This is a genomic window from Ruminococcus albus 7 = DSM 20455 (assembly GCF_000179635.2).
Taxonomy (GTDB): Bacteria; Bacillota; Clostridia; order Oscillospirales; family Ruminococcaceae; genus Hominimerdicola; species Hominimerdicola alba.
Map to the genome: position 1 here is coordinate 1 of NC_014825.1, position 16,930 is coordinate 16,930.

Annotated in this window: 15 protein-coding genes; 8 read left to right on the top strand and 7 right to left on the bottom strand. The window is 45.0% G+C overall.

Annotated elements, in window-relative coordinates:
- The first annotated feature begins 130 nt into the window (after positions 1-130).
- From RUMAL_RS18735 to RUMAL_RS18745, 3 genes are all read left to right on the top strand, one after another.
- Complete coding sequence (locus tag RUMAL_RS18735; protein ID WP_013483666.1) at positions 131-1,789, top strand: glutamate--tRNA ligase; 1,659 nt, start codon at positions 131-133, stop codon at positions 1,787-1,789.
- A gap of 93 nt (positions 1,790-1,882) precedes the next feature.
- A complete protein-coding gene (locus RUMAL_RS18740; RefSeq protein WP_154662783.1) occupies positions 1,883-2,398 on the top strand; it encodes a hypothetical protein in 516 nt (171 codons plus the stop codon).
- A 60-nt stretch (positions 2,399-2,458) separates the two neighbouring features.
- Positions 2,459-4,468, top strand: coding sequence for a class I tRNA ligase family protein (locus tag RUMAL_RS18745; RefSeq protein WP_013483668.1), 2,010 nt, complete (start codon positions 2,459-2,461; stop codon positions 4,466-4,468).
- Between the two features lie 76 nt (positions 4,469-4,544).
- Here RUMAL_RS18745 and RUMAL_RS18750 read toward each other — a convergent pair whose 3' ends face one another.
- The 3 genes from RUMAL_RS18750 to RUMAL_RS18760 are packed head-to-tail and all read right to left on the bottom strand — an operon-like array spanning position 4,545 to position 6,352.
- Positions 4,545-5,240, bottom strand: coding sequence for an SdpI family protein (locus RUMAL_RS18750; RefSeq protein ID WP_013483669.1), 696 nt, complete (start codon positions 5,238-5,240; stop codon positions 4,545-4,547).
- The gene (locus RUMAL_RS18755) at positions 5,179-5,505 is read right to left on the bottom strand and encodes an autorepressor SdpR family transcription factor (RefSeq protein WP_013483670.1); all 327 of its coding nucleotides are present in this window, start codon (positions 5,503-5,505) and stop codon (positions 5,179-5,181) included. Before RUMAL_RS18755 ends, RUMAL_RS18750 begins: the two co-directional genes overlap by 62 nt.
- Positions 5,483-6,352: a YhfC family intramembrane metalloprotease gene (locus RUMAL_RS18760; protein ID WP_013483671.1), complete on the bottom strand. Its 870-nt coding sequence runs from the start codon at positions 6,350-6,352 to the stop codon at positions 5,483-5,485. The genes RUMAL_RS18755 and RUMAL_RS18760 overlap by 23 nt, the downstream gene beginning before the upstream one ends.
- A gap of 248 nt (positions 6,353-6,600) precedes the next feature.
- Here RUMAL_RS18760 and RUMAL_RS18765 point away from each other — a divergent pair, with 248 nt between their 5' ends.
- Entirely contained in the window at positions 6,601-7,371 is a 771-nt protein-coding gene (locus RUMAL_RS18765; RefSeq protein ID WP_013483672.1) for a ZIP family metal transporter, read from the top strand.
- Between the two features lie 50 nt (positions 7,372-7,421).
- Here RUMAL_RS18765 and RUMAL_RS18770 read toward each other — a convergent pair whose 3' ends face one another.
- From RUMAL_RS18770 to mgtE, 4 genes are all read right to left on the bottom strand, one after another.
- The gene (locus RUMAL_RS18770) at positions 7,422-8,783 is read right to left on the bottom strand and encodes a glycoside hydrolase family 3 protein (RefSeq protein ID WP_013483673.1); all 1,362 of its coding nucleotides are present in this window, start codon (positions 8,781-8,783) and stop codon (positions 7,422-7,424) included.
- Between the two features lie 176 nt (positions 8,784-8,959).
- Complete coding sequence (locus RUMAL_RS18775; RefSeq protein WP_013483674.1) at positions 8,960-9,535, bottom strand: biotin transporter BioY; 576 nt, start codon at positions 9,533-9,535, stop codon at positions 8,960-8,962.
- Between the two features lie 91 nt (positions 9,536-9,626).
- Positions 9,627-10,700, bottom strand: a complete 1,074-nt coding sequence (locus RUMAL_RS18780) for a protein kinase domain-containing protein (protein ID WP_013483675.1) — start codon at positions 10,698-10,700, stop codon at positions 9,627-9,629.
- A gap of 54 nt (positions 10,701-10,754) precedes the next feature.
- On the bottom strand, positions 10,755-12,224 hold the full coding sequence (gene mgtE, locus RUMAL_RS18785) for a magnesium transporter (protein ID WP_013483676.1): 1,470 nt from the start codon (positions 12,222-12,224) through the stop codon (positions 10,755-10,757).
- Positions 12,225-12,924: 700 nt separating this feature from the next.
- On the opposite strand from mgtE, the gene RUMAL_RS18790 reads away from it, so the two are divergent.
- The 4 genes from RUMAL_RS18790 (at position 12,925) to RUMAL_RS18805 (ending at position 16,896) form a co-directional block, all read left to right on the top strand.
- Positions 12,925-13,485 carry an RNA polymerase sigma factor gene (locus tag RUMAL_RS18790; protein WP_013483677.1) on the top strand — a complete coding sequence of 187 codons (561 nt, stop codon included), beginning with the start codon at positions 12,925-12,927 and terminating at the stop codon, positions 13,483-13,485.
- Complete coding sequence (locus tag RUMAL_RS18795) at positions 13,451-14,830, top strand: hypothetical protein (protein WP_013483678.1); 1,380 nt, start codon at positions 13,451-13,453, stop codon at positions 14,828-14,830. The genes RUMAL_RS18790 and RUMAL_RS18795 overlap by 35 nt, the downstream gene beginning before the upstream one ends.
- A 204-nt stretch (positions 14,831-15,034) precedes the next feature.
- A complete protein-coding gene (locus RUMAL_RS18800) occupies positions 15,035-15,484 on the top strand; it encodes a GNAT family N-acetyltransferase (protein ID WP_013483679.1) in 450 nt (149 codons plus the stop codon).
- Between the two features lie 161 nt (positions 15,485-15,645).
- Positions 15,646-16,896, top strand: a complete 1,251-nt coding sequence (locus RUMAL_RS18805) for a dockerin type I repeat-containing protein (RefSeq protein WP_013483680.1) — start codon at positions 15,646-15,648, stop codon at positions 16,894-16,896.
- Positions 16,897-16,930: the final 34 nt, after the last annotated feature.

Sequence of the window (16,930 nt, forward strand, 5' to 3'; positions counted from 1 at the left end):
AAAGCCCACCCCGTAACTCACCTTCACGACAGTTGACACATAAACCGAAATGTGCTATAATATTAAAGTATATTTTCCCCGCTATGTCTGCTTGTGCAGATAACGGGTATTTCTGTAAAGGACTGATAACATGGATAATTTAGCTTTAGCTGATCTGCTGTTTCCAAACGTTTCCGAAACTATGGAAGATATGGAAGCAAAATTCCCGAAAAGAGACCTTCCCGACGGCGCCTGCGTCACAAGGATAGGTCCCTCCCCCACAGGTTTCGTTCACCTGGGCAATCTCTATAATGCTATTATAGCCGAAAGGATCGCACACCAGTCGGGTGGTGTTTTCTATCTCAGGATAGAGGATACCGACAACAAGCGTGAAGTAGAAGGCGCAGTTGAAACACTTATAAACGCTATGGAGTACTTCGGTGTTCACTTTGATGAGGGCGCCACCGCAGAGGGCGACAACGGAGCATACGGTCCCTACCGACAGCGTCAGCGTGCGGGTATATACCATGTTTTTGCAAAAAAACTCGTAAGCGAGGGCAAGGCTTACCCCTGCTTCCTTACTGAAGACGAGATACAGGCTATCCGTGATGAGCAGATGGCTAACAAGGAAGACCCCGGCATCTACGGCAAGTACGCCGAAAAGAGCAGAAGTCTGACAATTGATGAGATCAAAGCAAATATCGAGGCAGGCAAGCCCTGGGTGCTGAGATACAAGGGCGAAATGAACAACGAGAGGATAGTAGTTGAGGATGCTATCCGCGGCGAGATAGAGATGCCCCGCAATTTCGCAGATTTCGTACTGCTGAAGAGCGACGGCATACCAACGTATCATTTCGCACACGTAGTTGACGACCACCTGATGCGCTCCACCCACGTTATCCGCGGTGAGGAGTGGATAAGCTCACTGCCCATGCACGTTGAGCTGTTCAAACAGCTGGGCTGGAAACAGCCTATCTACTGCCATACAGCTACTCTGATGAAGATAGATGTTTCCGAGGAAGACCCCGAGAAGCAGATAAAGAGAAAGCTTTCCAAGAGAAAAGACCCCGAGCTGGCACTGGCTTACTATCAGCAGGAGGGTATCTCAAACGATGTTGTATGGGAGTTTCTGCTGACACTGCTGAATTCAAACTACGAGGAATGGCGTGCGGCTAACCCCGATGCTTCGTATATGGACTTCCCTTACAGCATAAAGAAGATGTCAATATCAGGCGCACTTGTGGATATGGACAAGCTCCGCGATATAGCAAAGGACACTATCTCCCGCATGGATGCCGAAACAGTATACAATAACTGGCTCTCATGGTGCGAGGAGTACAACAAGGACTTTGCAGAGCTTCTGAAAAAGTACCGCGACAGAACTATCGCTGCGCTGAACGTCGGCAAGAACGGCAAAAAGCCCCGTAAGGATATCGAGACCTGGAAACAGGCTTGCGATTTCATGAGCTTCTACTATGACGAGACTTTCAAGCCCGAGGACGATATGGCTGAACAGGCTGACGAGGAGTCACGCAAGGCATTCTTCGCAAAGTACCTCGCTGGCTACGACCACAATGATGACAGCTCCGCATGGTTCGATAAGGTAAAGGCTATCACCGAGGAACTTGGTTTTGCTGTAAAACCCAAGGATTACAAGAAAGAGCCCGAGAAGTTCAAAGGCAGTATCGTGCATATCACAAATATGCTCCGTATCGCCCTGACAGGCAGAGCAAACGCTCCCGATATCCACGAAGTCAGCCATGTGCTGGGCGAGGATATCGTGAGGGCAAGACTCTCCAAGTGGGCATAAGATAATGAACAAAACAACTGTATTTGCTCTCATCTATGTATTTCCTGCCTGTTTTCTACTATCAAACTGACTGTTAACGTTACAAGAGGAAAGATGATGCTTAACAGGGCGAAAAAGTCAGGTCAGATACCGTTAAAATGCAGAAGTGCCGTGTTTAAGGGGTGGGCATATATTTTTGCGATACTTCTTGATGGATATCTTTTACAATACTTTCTGAAATATATCATGATCATGTATCCACTGCGCGATAGAGCTGACCCGAAACGCTTTACTGCTGTTATGCTCGTATTGGGTACTGATGTTTTATGCATGGCGGTCAGCCTGATAATACATATCTTAGCGATATTCCTTGAAAAGTATGCGTACCTTACAAGTGACGGTCTTGTGTACTTTATGGGCTGCTTTAAATTTTCGGAATGCCGTTTCAACTGGGAAGCCGGTACACAGGGCATACTTTCGGATACGCTGCATGTCTACAAGAAAAACGACAGTATCCCTTTCACTGTAGTGTTCGGTGACAATAACGAAGCCGCACACAGAATAACAGATGAAATGCAGAATATCAATACTGCGGCTTTTGCAAATTATAAATATGATAATGTCCTTTAATAGGCAATAGATACGTGTACAAAAATACACCCTAATAATCAACGAAAGAGATGAATGAAAATGGCAAAGAATAAAGAGGGCGGAAAGCCCTTTGAGATACCGCGTCCGGAATTCCCCAAAAGAGCGGTAATTACGGGCGGTATGCCTTACGGCAACAAGGAACTCCACTTCGGACACGTTGGCGGAATGTTCGTGTTCGCAGATACCTTTGCAAGATTCCTGCGCGACAGGATAGGCAAGGAGAATGTACTTTTCGTGGGCGGTACCGACTGCTACGGTTCCCCTATCGCTGAGGGCTGGAGAAAGAAAGTCGCTGACGGCGAGTTTGAGGGAAGCCTTACAGACTTCGTACAGCGCAACCACGACAAACAGCAGAAAACTCTCGATGACTACGGCATCTCCCCCGATATCTTCGCGGCATCGGGTCTTGGCAGAAGCAAGGAGATACACGCCGAAGTCACCGACTGGTTCATAAATTCCCTGTACAAAAAGGGTCAGCTGAACAAGATAAGCACAATGCAGTTCTATGACGAAAAGGCAGGCTGTTTCCTCAACGGCAGACAGGTCATCGGCAAGTGCCCGATTGAAGGCTGTAACTCCGAAAAAGGCTACGCAGATGAGTGCGACCTCGGACATCAGTATATGCCAGAGAACCTCATCGACCCTGTCAGCACCCTGACAGGCGAAAAGCCCTCGATGCGCCCTGTTACCAACTGGTATTTCAAGCTGAGAGACTACGAGGAACTTCTGAAGAACTGGATAGAGATGCTGAAAAAGCGCAAGGACGTCCGCCCCGTGGTATGCAAGACCATCGAGGAATTCCTCAAGCCCCCCGTTATCTACATCAAGCGCGAGTATGAAGAAAAGTATCTTTCACTGAAAGACCAGATGCCCGAGCACGAATACTTTGAGGAGCCTAAAAAGCCCTCTTTCACTGTACAGTTCAAAACTCTTTCTGACTGCGACGAGGCTGTAAAGGTGCTTGTAAACAACGGCATACGCTACCGTACAGGTAAGACTCTTGTTCCTTTCAGACTTACAGGCAATATCGAGTGGGGCGTTCCCGCACCTGTTATGGATAATGTTGAGGGTCTGACCGTATGGGTATGGCCTGAATCACTTTGGGCACCTATCTCATTCACACAGACACTTCTCGAACAGCGCGGCAGAAGCAGGGACGAGTGGAAGGACTACTGGTGCAGCAAGGAAAGCGGCGTTTACCAGTTCATCGGACAGGATAATATATACTTCTACGGTATAGCCGAGCCTGCAATGTGGATGGCACAGCAGGAGTCCGCTGAAAAGACTGCCGACCCCGCTGAGGGCGAGATGCAGATGCCTACCATCATCGCAAACCACCACATTCTTTTCCTGGATAAAAAGGCTTCAAGCTCCGGCGCTGTAAAACCGCCTATGGCTGACGATCTGCTGAATCACTATACGCCCGAACAGCTTCGTATGCACTGGCTCGGTCTGGGACTTGGTCAGAGATCGGTAAGCTTTATGCCAAAGCCATATAATCCCGATGCAAAGCCCGAGGATGCCGATCCCGTTGTTAAGGACGGTCTTCTGCTTTCAAACGTATACAACAGAATGGTACGTACAGCGTTCTATACCACACAGAAGCATTTTAACGGCATAATGCCCTCCAACACACCAAGCGAGAATATCCTCGCAGAGGGCAAAAAGGCAGTTCTCGATTACGAAAGACATATGTCGAAATTCGCATTCCACCAGTGCACCTACGTACTTGACAGCTACATCAGAAACGGAAGCAAGTACATGGCAAAGACCATAAAGGAAGATACTCCGGCAGAGGAACTTTCGCAGGCACTGGCAGACCTTTTCTACATGATAAAGATCGCCGCAGTGCTTCTGCATCCCATGGCACCCTTTGGTACCGAAAAGGTGCGTGAGTATCTGCAGGTCGGTGAGGAGCTTTGGAGCTGGGATAATATCTTTGAACCCCTGACATTCTTTGTCGGTGAGGGACATGAGCTGAAATTCCTGCCCCCGAGAACAGACTTCTTCACCCGTCACGAAAGCCAGTTTGAAACAGCTGAAAACTAATAAAACACAAGACCCGAACTATCCGACCAAGGACAGTTCGGGTCTTTATTTTCAGTAATGACAAAGCCATTCATTATCAGTTTTGTGAACTTTCTTTTTTGCGTTCATTGTCGTATACACGTTTGGCATAAACCATCATCACAACAAGCGCCGCTGTAAGATATGCAAGCATAAGCAGTATAGCCGCCATACCGCTGACAAATGCAGTGGATATCATAGTGCACACACCCACCAGCATCAGGCACACTCCGCCGAAGAAATTTGACTTCTGCCATGTGACATCGTTATAAAGCGTCCAGCTAAGCCGAAAACCGATCAGCCCGTTGCGGCGGGTCTTTGAAATGCTGTTTCCTATGGGAATGAAGATCAATCCAAATATAAAAGCATATATCCTCATATCATCTATCTGCATATTTGAAATACCGGCATTACTGTCAGCGCACATTTTTACCAGCATAACGATCTGCACCACACCCATTACACCCACTATCCAGGGCATCATCTTTCGCAGTACTTTCGCATTCTGCTTTGAACGCTGTTTGGCGGCATCATCTTCGTATGAGGCGGTATCCATTCGTATAGAAACGAATTCAAAAATTGCAGCTAAAAACAGAATAATGATCGGATAAATGAAGCAGAAATTTCTGCTGCCCCAGCTATCAGCCTCCCCTGCCGCATTATAATGGATAGGCACTTTTTCAGGAAGAAAATTAACCGCTGCCGTTGTTGCCATCAGCGGGAACAGGGCGATCCCCCATGTCAGTTTTTTCATTTTTTTTACCTCCCATCATCTCGAACCAAAGAATAAGTTCCTCAAAGACCGAGGTGTTCAGCTCGTAATAAACGAAGTTCTTCTCTTTTGTTTCTGTAATAAGGTCTGCATTTTTCAGCTGTTTGAAGTGGTAGGACATGGTCGCACCCGTCATATCAAAATGTGCGCCTATATCCCCTGCGGACATCCTGCCGTCACGCAAAAGCACGAGTATCTCCCGCCGCACAGGGTCTGACAGAGCCTTAAAAGTTTCCTGAAATCCCATCCGACATCCTCCTTTCAGTAGCATTAATATCCATTTTCTTGTACAGAAGCTTATAGACCGGCACCGCGAACACAAGCATTTCAACGGTAAACATTATTTCAGTTACACCAAGACTGATGATCTTAGCATAGTATAACACAAATGAAAAATCGATCACAAAATGGATGAATACCGACAGAAAATACAAACCTATCTTACGTTCGCGTACAGCTGCAAAAACCATGACCGAAAACATGATATGCACGATCATAGCAGGGATTCGCTCATATCCCATAAGCAACGCACGACCGATATCACTGCTCGTATACTTATCTATCTGCGCCAGCAGACTTTCTATCATGGTATCGTCAGCACCCTTAACCACACTTTCGATACCGCCTTTGTTTATCATCAAACACATGATGCCCAGAAAAGCGATCTGAAAGCCGAGATATACAGCCTCAAATCCACCGTGACCGATACCGTAATAAAGCGCGTCCTGCTTATCATCATTCTTTTTAAGTACAGTTTTAAATGCAACTAACCTTCCTGTTTCCTCGAATATCCCTGCCGCGGCCGCAGCTATCATATAAAACAGCCATATATTCCCGTTTACAGCCCTTGATACTGAGTTATCTGCACCGATAACAGGAGTGAGAACAATAGCTTTTAGTACAACAGCAAACAGCAGCCATACTGCCGCACCCACGATAACAGGCTTTATCTTGAATTTAACGAACTTCCTCATAACAAGAAAGATCACAACAGGTATCAATGCCATCAGCACGCCGCTTAATATTGTGAATAATATTGAATCCTTTGGATAGCAGATCTCAGAATGATCCGCCAGCACCAGTACAGTATACACAATAGTTACCTCCCCCCGACCGAAGTTTTGTTCTAATGATCGTCTATATGATTTGAGATCTATCTAATTAGAATTTTCTCTAAATACAATATAGCACAATTCAGACAGTTTGTCAAGGGGTATTTAGAATTTTTTCTAAATTGTGAAAATACATATCTGCAAAGAGATAACGGCGTATTATTGCAAAGGTGTCAAAACATGAACATTGTTCATAGTATAGCATAACATCAAAGGAGAAGGAGCATACTATGACAGGTTTGATATGGGCAGCCTGCGGAACAGGCTTTACATTTTTTATGACCGCACTCGGTGCAGGGCTGGTGATATTCATGCACAGTGACGATTTTTCAGATAAGGTCAGGAAGGCATTTTTAGGATTTGCGGCAGGTGTGATGATCGCGGCTTCTGTATGGAGCCTGCTTATACCTGCCATAGAGGAATCGGAAAGTTCAGGCAGATGCAGCTGGCTGCCTGCTGTCGGCGGTTTTGCTTTTGGAGTGGTTTTTCTTATGTCTATGGATATTATTCTGCCCTTGATATCAGAAAAAGCAGCAACAGCAAAACACGGTCATACAGCTATGCTGGTATTAGCCATAACTCTCCACAACATACCCGAAGGTATGGCTGTGGGGATCGCTTTTGCGGCAGCCGCCCAAAGCACAGACACGGCACTTTTCGGTGCAGCAGCGGCGCTTGCGGTGGGTATGGGCATACAGAATTTTCCCGAAGGTGCTGCGATAGCAATCCCCCTGCGCCAGAATGGTATGAGCAGGATGAAAGCCTTTATATGCGGTGCAGCATCCGGTATAGTTGAACCTGTTTTCGGTATACTTACAGTATTCGCGGTAAACTCGGCACAGCTGATACAGCCATGGTTATTGTCCTTTGCTGCAGGTGCGATGATTTATGTTGCAGCTGATGAACTTATACCTGCGGCACATACAGATGACACCCGAACAGGGACCCTTAGCATCGTGGTCGGATTTCTGCTTATGATGGCTCTTGATACCGCACTGTAAAAAAGACATAGAAAAAGCGGGGATGAACTCCCCGCTGTAATTATATCTGTTTAAGAGAGTATACCTCTTTCCTTTTTAAGACGAAGCACACGCTCAAGACTTTCGTCGATTCGCTTCTCGGTCAAATCACCATTTTTAACGGCTTTTTCGATACCTTTAACAGCTGAATCAAGATCTTCGGGCATCAGCAGCAGATCTCCGCCTGCCTTCAATACAGCCACTGCTATCTCGTCGGAACTGTAATAGTTAGCCAAAGCACCCATAGCAAGTGCATCTGTAACAACAACACCGTCAAAACCAAGCTTTCCGCGAAGTTCATCGGTAATGATCGTTTTTGAGAGTGATGCAGGCTGGTTATCTATATTTACCATTGTGATATGTCCTACCATTACCATATCAGCACCTGCGGCTATACCGCTCTCAAACGCCAGATATTCGGCATTTTCCAGTTCATCAACTGTCTTGTAGCTGCTTGCCATGCCCACATGGGAATCCTCAGCAGTATCACCGTGACCGGGGAAATGCTTCAGCGAACATACTACGCCGCCATCCTTGAAGCCCTTTACAGCACCGGCAACCAGTTCAGCTGCCTGCTGAAAGTCATCGCTGTAAGCACGGGTGCCTATAACGGTATTGTCAGGATTAGACCATGTATCCGCAACAGGTGCAAAATCAAGATTGAACCCAAGTCCTGCTATATCCGATGCTATGGTAAAAGCGTTGCTGTATGCAGTATCAGTACCCTTTTCGCGGTAATTATACATAGGCTTGAACGCGGTAGTACCCAGCTTATCAGCACATCTTGCAACGATGCCGCCCTCTTCGTCAACAGCAAAAAACAGGGGTATATCCGATACAACGCTGTTGCTTTCGGCTGTGGCAGAGATCATGGTTTTTGTCTGTTCGGTGTTCTCAAGATTCTGAGCAAAATATATAAGACCGCCAACAGGATATTCCTTCAGGGCATCAAGTGTAGCCGCACCCGATTCTGTCACAAGGTCATACCCCGTCAGACCTTCGGGAGTAACTACAAACAGCTGACATATCTTCTCATGCAGTGACATCTCCGACATCATTTTGGTTATCTCGTCTTCTTTGCCAGCGTTTTCATCAGCCATTGAAGAAGATGTATCTGCTGCAGAGGAAGCTATGTCCTTATCATCGGAAGGCTTATCCTCAGTTTTATCTGGTTCTTCCGCATCTGTGGTATCATCATCCGTCTTATCAGTTTTATTATCACTGCTTTGTTTTGAAGTATTATCAGATGTCTTGCTTTCTGCGGTCTCAGCAGGACGATTCTTAAAATAACCATTGATAACAAACGCACTCAGCGCACCTGTTATCACAAGCAGAATGATCAAATTACGTATAAGCGTTGTTTTGGCACTCGCCTTTTTCTTCGGCTTCGACATATTATCACTCCTATATACATTTTTGTAAAATATAATACAAAAAACAGTATACCACTATTTTCAGCGAATGTCAACAGCGGCTATTCTTGAAAGCATACCTTTAAAAACAAACACATAAAAATAACGTCCCGAGAAATTCACGGAACGTTATAACAAAAACGTTTAGTATCATCAATTCACAGACGGATGCGCTTTTTGACAGCTTCCGACAACGCAACTGCCAGACCAAGCTTCAGTATATCCCAGAAAACAAAGGGGATAACGCATAATTTCAGTGCCTTTAAAATGCCCATACTGCCGCTGCTGTCAGTATATACCTTTACGAACCATATAGTACCAAAAGCATAACAAACTGCAAGACCTACTATCATGGAGATAACACTTACGATAATATTTTCGCTTATGAACTTTTCAGCCAGCAGGTAAATAACAGGCAATATCAGAAAACCAAGTATATATCCGCCCGTTGCACCGAACAGTACCCCGATGCCGCCTTTAAATCCTGAAAATACAGGTATTCCCACAGCACCCAGCATAATATACACCAGTACCGCGAAAAATCCGCGCTTGCCGCCAAGCATAAATACAGCGCAGAATATGGCAAAAGTCTGCATCGTAAAAGGCACTGCCATAGGTATCGATATCCACGAACATACAACTATCAGTACTGCAAACATCGCTGTCAGAGCCATATCTTTTACTGACATGAACGGGTCGTTATGTTTTGTTTTACTTAATGTATTGGCTGTCATATTGTATACCTCTTTTCATTCGCTGGTATACATTATAACATCACTCAGACTATTTGTCAACCTATTTTATAAAAAAGTATACAAATTTTCATTATTTATGAAAAAATGCCGAGTATATCAGGAAAACAGCGCCTGCACCGAGCAGCATATACAGCAATACCATTACATACAATCGCATACCGCGGCTTTCCTTTTCTTCGACAGGCAAGCTTTCCTGCTGCGGTCGCAACGGTTCGTTTGCAAGCTTTTCCGGCACGTCCGAACGTTTATTATCGTCGTCTGTTCGCTCTGCGGGCGATACATAACATTCCTCATACTGCGGCGGCACACTGTCAACAGGTATCTGACTCAGCACTCTGTAGACCTCGTCCATATCATTATATCTGCTCTCGGGATGAGCCATGCAGCACTGCATTATAAATCTTCCAAGTTCTGCAGGTGCACCTGAAGGCGGATCAAACGGGATTCCGTCAAAACGCTTTTTAACAGCAATTTCAGGATCCTCACCTGCTTTTTGCAGAGGCAGAAGACCTCCGTTGAAAAGCTGATAAAGCATCAGCCCGTATGAGAATATGTCCGCTTTGTAAGGATCAAAATTATCCGATAAAGATTCGGGTGCTGAATATGTCGGGTCGGAAAGGGCGGGAAGATAGGTGCATGGTGCATCAAGGCAGAAATGCCCTTCGCTGTCAACACGGAGATTTTTTGGACAAATATCCCCGAAGGTAAAGCCTCTGCGATGTGCGTTACGTATGCCGCGGCAGATATTATCCGCCAGCTTTCGGGCTGTAACATAAGGCATCTGACCACTATTATCAAGCGGACGATAGTCATCTGTCTGCACAAGTATATCCGCTGCCACAGGCGGTGCGCCAACATTTTCAAGATTCTTAACTGTAAAGTTACGCGCACTGACAAGAAAAGCCTCCCCTGCCAGCGGAAGTCGGGCGTTTATCCTGTTTATGGCAGAAGCTGTCAGTTCGGATAGAGGTCTGCCGCAGGAGGTACTGTCAACGGTAAGCACCCTGACAGCGCTTTTGCGCCCGTTTTTGTCTTTCAGCGAGAACATCGACCCCAGGTCATCCTCCCACATAAAGCTGTCAACGAACCATTCGTCCCAGAGGGGTTCGTATACTGACATTCTCCTCTCAAGGCTCTTATCCAAACCAATACCTCCTTCCTGCTGACCGGTAATGTACCAACGCAGCTCTCGATACGATCAATTGCCCAGATGCATAACGTTCAAAAGCAGCAACCAGCTGAGTCCGTAGTAAGTCACCACAGCCACAAGGTCATTTACGGTGGTTATCAGGGGACCCGAAGCAACTGCAGGGTCAACTTTTATCTTCTTGAAAAACAGGGGTATTATAGTACCCACCGCACTTGAAATCAGCATAGCCAGCATAAGCGAAACGCCTATACAGCCCGATACCGCAAAGGAAAAACCTGCTGTGCGGTGTTTGAAAAACATGATATACAGTCCCACCATGGCAAATGACATAAGCCCGAGAAGTATACCGTTTGAAAGACCCACGCGGGTCTCCTTTGCCACTAGATGCATCTTCTGCCTGAATGTCAGGTTCTCGTCCGTAAGCACTCGGATAGTGACCGCAAGCGACTGTGTGCCAACGTTACCAGCCATGTCCAGTATGAGGGACTGGAATGCCATTATAAGCGTCAGCTGTGATATGACCTTTTCAAATACGCCGACTACACCGGATACTACCAGACCCAGACCAAGCAGTACCAGCAGCCACGGCAGACGCTTTTTCATACTCTGCAGCAGTGGTTCCTGCAAATCTTCCTCCGCTGTCAGACCTGCAAACATGACGTAGTCTTCGCCCATCTCATCATCAACGACTTCGATAAGGCTTTTAGCTGTGATAACGCCAAGCAGCCTGCTGCTGTTATCAAGCACAGGTATAAGATCCTCGGAGTAATCCTTCAGCTTTTCGATACACTCATCTATCTCCTCGTTAGCGTAAACATAGGGGAAAGATGTCATTATAAGGCTCTCCAGCGAACGTGTGCTGCGGGCTGTGATAAGTTCTTTAAGGTCGATAGCGCCGTAAAACTCATCATTATCGTCAACTACGAATATAGTCGTGATATTATCGTTATCCTCAGCCTGACGAACGAGTTCGCTCATCGCCTGTTTTATGGTAAGATCTTCCTTGATGATTATGCAGTTCGTGGTCATCTTACTGCCTATCTCATCTTCATCAAAACTGGCGATAAGGCGTATCTCTTTCCTGACCTCAGCTGAGAGTGCATCTATTATCAGTCCGCGCTTTTCACGTTCTATCTCGCGCAGAACATTTACGGCTGTGTCAGTTTCCATAAGGCTTACTACAGCAGCAGCCTTGTTCAGGTCCATCTCATTAAGATAGATACCTGCATCGTCCTCATCAAGGTATTCAAAAGCCTCAGCCAGCATATCACCGTTACACACGCGGTAAAGCTTCTGTCTTTCCTGTTTTGAGAGATCAGCCATCACCCCGGCGATATCGTTGCCGTGGTAGTCTTCCAGTTTTTTCAGCATTACACGCGGAGAATCGTTGCTGCGTATAACGCTTATTATTTCGCCCTCGTAGTCGGGCTTGACCGCCATTTCGGCGGTATCGTCATCTGTTGTATTTTCTGTTAAATCCTTGATATCCTCAGTATTGTTTATGATATCTTCTGCCATAACCATAGCCCTCCGTTCATTTAAAATAATGACGCAAGGGGTTAAAAATGGGCATAAAAAATCCTCTGTTGACTTAAACGGGGTCAATCAGAGGCAGGTGGCATATATTCAGAAGATCGTCCGATAATGGGACACGATCACAGAAGACGACGAACCGATACAGTTAGCCGTCCGCAATATATAATGCCGCACAACTGCCCTTTTGACCCGCAACTGTCACCGTTAGTCACTTCTGTCCTCACCATCCTTTATGTATGGAATTTTTACTATATTATTATATCACATTGTGAAAGCAATGTCAATGACTGAACTATGAATTCATAAGATTTTATGGGCTTATATGTACTGCCGGACACCCCACCGACTCCTCTGCTGTATTTATTATATGCGCGGATATACATATTTTATTAGCAGATCATCAATTGACAAACCCCGCCCCCGGTGATATCATATTCATAAGTAAGTTATTCAGGATAACTGTATACTATATTAAAGATTGGACTTAAATATCAAATGACTATTTACTTCACCGTCAAATAATTTTTTTCACTTACAAAATGCCGTATTACAGGGCTTTTTTCAGCCTCAGAAGAAAAAAATAAAAAAATCTCAAAAAAGGTGAAACTATTTTTTTCAAATACCGGTCTATTATTACGAAAGGGGCAAGAACAAAGCCCCTTACGGAAGGAGGTGTGATGCTTTGAGTAAAAATGATGTTTCATCGAAGTTTCAGAAGATCTACGATGACACCTATGACTACATATACCGTTACATCATGTCCAAGGCGGACACGCGCGAGAATGCTGAGGATCTGATACAGAACGTTTATCTCACATTTTACAGAAAAATGCTGAGCGGCGCAACGGTACTCAATCCAAAGCACTATCTTCTGAGAATAGCAAAAAATGATCTGGCAGATCATTACGGTTCTGCGGCAGAAAGAAGGAACAGGATAACCGTCGAGAATATAGACGACCACTTTGATATTCCCGATGAGGATGCCCTAACCACACTTGAGCAGACCGAATGCACCGCCTATGAAGAGGTGATGGAGCAACTAAAAAAATCAGACATTACAGCATTCAACATTTTCATGCTGCATTTCGGACAAGGGCTTACTTTAAAGGAGACAGCAAAAGCGTTAAGCATGGAAGAATCAACAGTAAAGACAAAGATGTACCGAATGCTGAAAAAACTGCAAAAAACAGTAAAGGAGGACGATGGTAATGCGTTATTCCGACGTAGCGGAAAAGTATTATAAAGATACAAAGAACAGAATACTTCAGAACGTTCTTGCGGCGGAAGAAAACGGCAGCGAACGTTCCCAAGATATTGTTATCGGAGAAAAAGAGAACAAGGAGAAAATAATAATGACTAACTGTGAAGTAAGAAAGAGTACAGCAAAGATCAGAAACAACAAAGGTATGATAGCAGCAGCTTGTGCTATCGTAATGATAGGCAGCGGTGCATTTGCAATGAATACTTTTAGATCCGCTGACACCAAAGGCGTATCATCAAGACCCGACAATATGAAAGAAGTTGTTGCTACAACATCCGATGAAGATTCCTCATACAATGAGCAGAAAGATGACACCGAAGCTGAAACTGATACCAAAACAGATGATGACACCAAGACAGAAGAAAAGAAAGAAGATATCAGCAGAGCAGAGGTAAAGGAGAAGAAAACGGACTCAAGTATAGCAGATGTCAAGGAGAAGACAACTGTCAACAACAGGACAGAAGTGAAGGAGAACACTGCTGTCACTGCAGATAACAACGACAACAACACACAGACAAATGAGATAAGCGACGAAAACGACAGAGGACGTCATGCCGAGGCAGGCAAGGACTTTGAGGGGTACAGCGAAGAAGACAATAGAGAACTTCCCTATGATAATGTGGATATATATGTCAGCCCTGATCTGTCAGATCTTCTGGAAGATGCTACTACTGTATTTGACGGCACTATAACCAGTGTTGAATTATACGGCCGCACACGCGATGAACAGTTCAAGCCATTAAGTGAATATTCCGAGAGCGAGCTTGAAAACGTCGGAAGACTTTATTTCAGGTGCAAGGTAACAGCAGACGGTCAGGTTTTCAAAAACCCGGATTGGTGGCTTTTCAAGAATTTCAGATATTTGTCAGATCGTGATTATGACCACAGCACAAACACCATGATAGTGAACATACCCGTACCTAAGAAACCTACCGGTGCTGAGATTGAGGATATCTATGCTTCCAATGTAAATGAGATAAATGATCCCGATCTTTACAAAACAGGTGATAAACTGCTGATAGCTTATTGGTCCGATGGTTCCAATCTTACCTACAAATACGATTATGATGACCATCGCTACCACGAGTCGAGCTACTATGTTCCAAATTCAAGCATTGACGAAGATCTCGGCTATGAAAGCATGACAAACTATGCACTCCGTTCATTTATAGGCAACGATTCCTGGAGTGCTGAACGCTGGGTAAACTTCCTTGGAGAGAACTATACTATCAAAAATGAACCCAGCAGAAAGTATTCTTCAGGTCAGGTGCTCGATATTAGATACTCACTCCCCGATAACGGCTACGTTATTTATGTAGCAGAATAAACAAGCTTTATACATAATGCTCTTCTTTTAAATACTACCATACCTGACCCGCGTCGCTGATCGCAGCCGCGGGTCTTGTGTGGTATTTTTTTGTATCCGCCCGATGCGAACGCATAATTCTGCACTATACTTGTATGCCATTAGCACTTATTGACTTTGATAGCATATTATGGTAAAATATCACCATCGAAATGAGGTGTTTGCATGAATATCAGAACCATACGTGCCTGTGAACTCTGGCAGAGAACAGGTGCTTACTACGTCCGCATACAGGGTATGTCAAAGCAGCACGGCATTACTCTCCGTCAGGAATTTGATGAACACGATACCCCTGATACGGATTATATACTCCTTACCGATGATGACTTTCCTGTTGCCACCTGCCGCTTTTATCCTTTGTCGGAGGATTCGGCTATGATAGGCAGAGTTGTTGTACTTCCCGAATACAGAGGAAAAGGTCTTGGCAGGATAGTCATGGACGAAGCCGAAAAATGGCTTTCGGAAAAAGGCTTCTCATCAGCCGTGATAGAAGCGCGGGATGTATGTGTCGGATTCTACCGTAAGCTGGGTTACAACATAACAGATGATACGCCCGTATACGGCGGAACATTCACCTGCATACGCATGGAAAAGGAACTCAATAAATTAAACTAAAAATTAACATGACCCTTTTTATTGCCCTCAAACAAAGCAAACATAACAGACAAAAGTTTTAACAATACTTGACACGTCAACAGCAAAGTGCTATAATAGTTATATGAACACATTGAAAGTCACGGTATCTTCGCGTAACTTTTTTTATCAAGGAGGACACAATGAAAAGCTTTATTTCCAATAAATTGATCACTTCATCTTTAGCTTTGATCATAGCTGCATCAGCACTTACCACAGGCGGTCTTACAGGGATCACCGTTAATGCCTATTACAGCGAAAACGAACCTGTCGTCGGCTATAACGACGAGATACGCGCATACTCCTTTATAAATACCACAGGCTATGTTACTGCCAGACAGAACGGCAAGGAAATATACAACGGCGGAAAAGTTACTAATTTTCTACAACTTGAGCTGACAGCAGGATCTGCATTCACCTACAAGATAGGTAATACCATGTATGAATCACAATACGTTTCCTACGGCAATTATAAAGCTGTTTTCCGTCCCGACGATGATGTCACGGTGGATGTATTCCACCGAAAAGTTAAGCATGATGACGGTACAGGCAAGGATAGCAGTTATATATTCCTTGCTCCGGAATACTTCAACAAGCAGGGGGACTTTTACGTCGATAAATCTATCACAGGCGGTATCTACGATATACAAAGAGATGGCAGCAAGATCTCTTTCAAGACTATTCTGCCACAAAAAACCACTGCTGAAAACAACGGAAACAAGTCCGTCACAACAACAATGGATACCTCAAACAATCAGCATACTATGACACTTCCCTCCGGCTTCGGTGATGATATCTACATTGTAAGAGCTTTCGTATCCGAAGGAAATGTCAATGAGACCGAACTGCCCATAATGCCCCCTGACGGTCCTGCGACAGTCATGCACACAGGATTCTCGGGCAAAGAGGAGGAAGTAGAACTGGGCAGCGGTTTTGCCGAGAGCGACAGGCTGATGTATGTTGACGGTTACTTTTCAAAGAGTGAGGTAATAGGTTTTCACCGTGACAGAAGCACAGGCACCGGCGCAGTTTCAGTGCGCCCGGGCACAAAATTCAGCGTATACAATATCTTTGGTGAAAGAGTGAAGGTCACAAAGCTTGGTTCATCCACCGATGACAGGGATAACTACTCATTCGATGCATACGGCCCTATGAGTTACTATCTGGTGAAAGGATCTGCCGAGGAAAAATACAAGCCCCATACCCCCGGTGATATAAACCGCGACGGCAAGGTAAATATGATGGACGCAGTTCAGCTTGCCAAGTATATAAACGGCGGAAAAGCTGAAGTTGATCCGAGAGCGTGCGATACCAACGGCGACGGAAAGGTAGATAAGCTTGATGTTACAACACTTCAGCAGTACGTTCTTAAATTTATAACCACTATATACTAACACAAAGAGGTCGGTTATCAGCCGACCTCTTTTT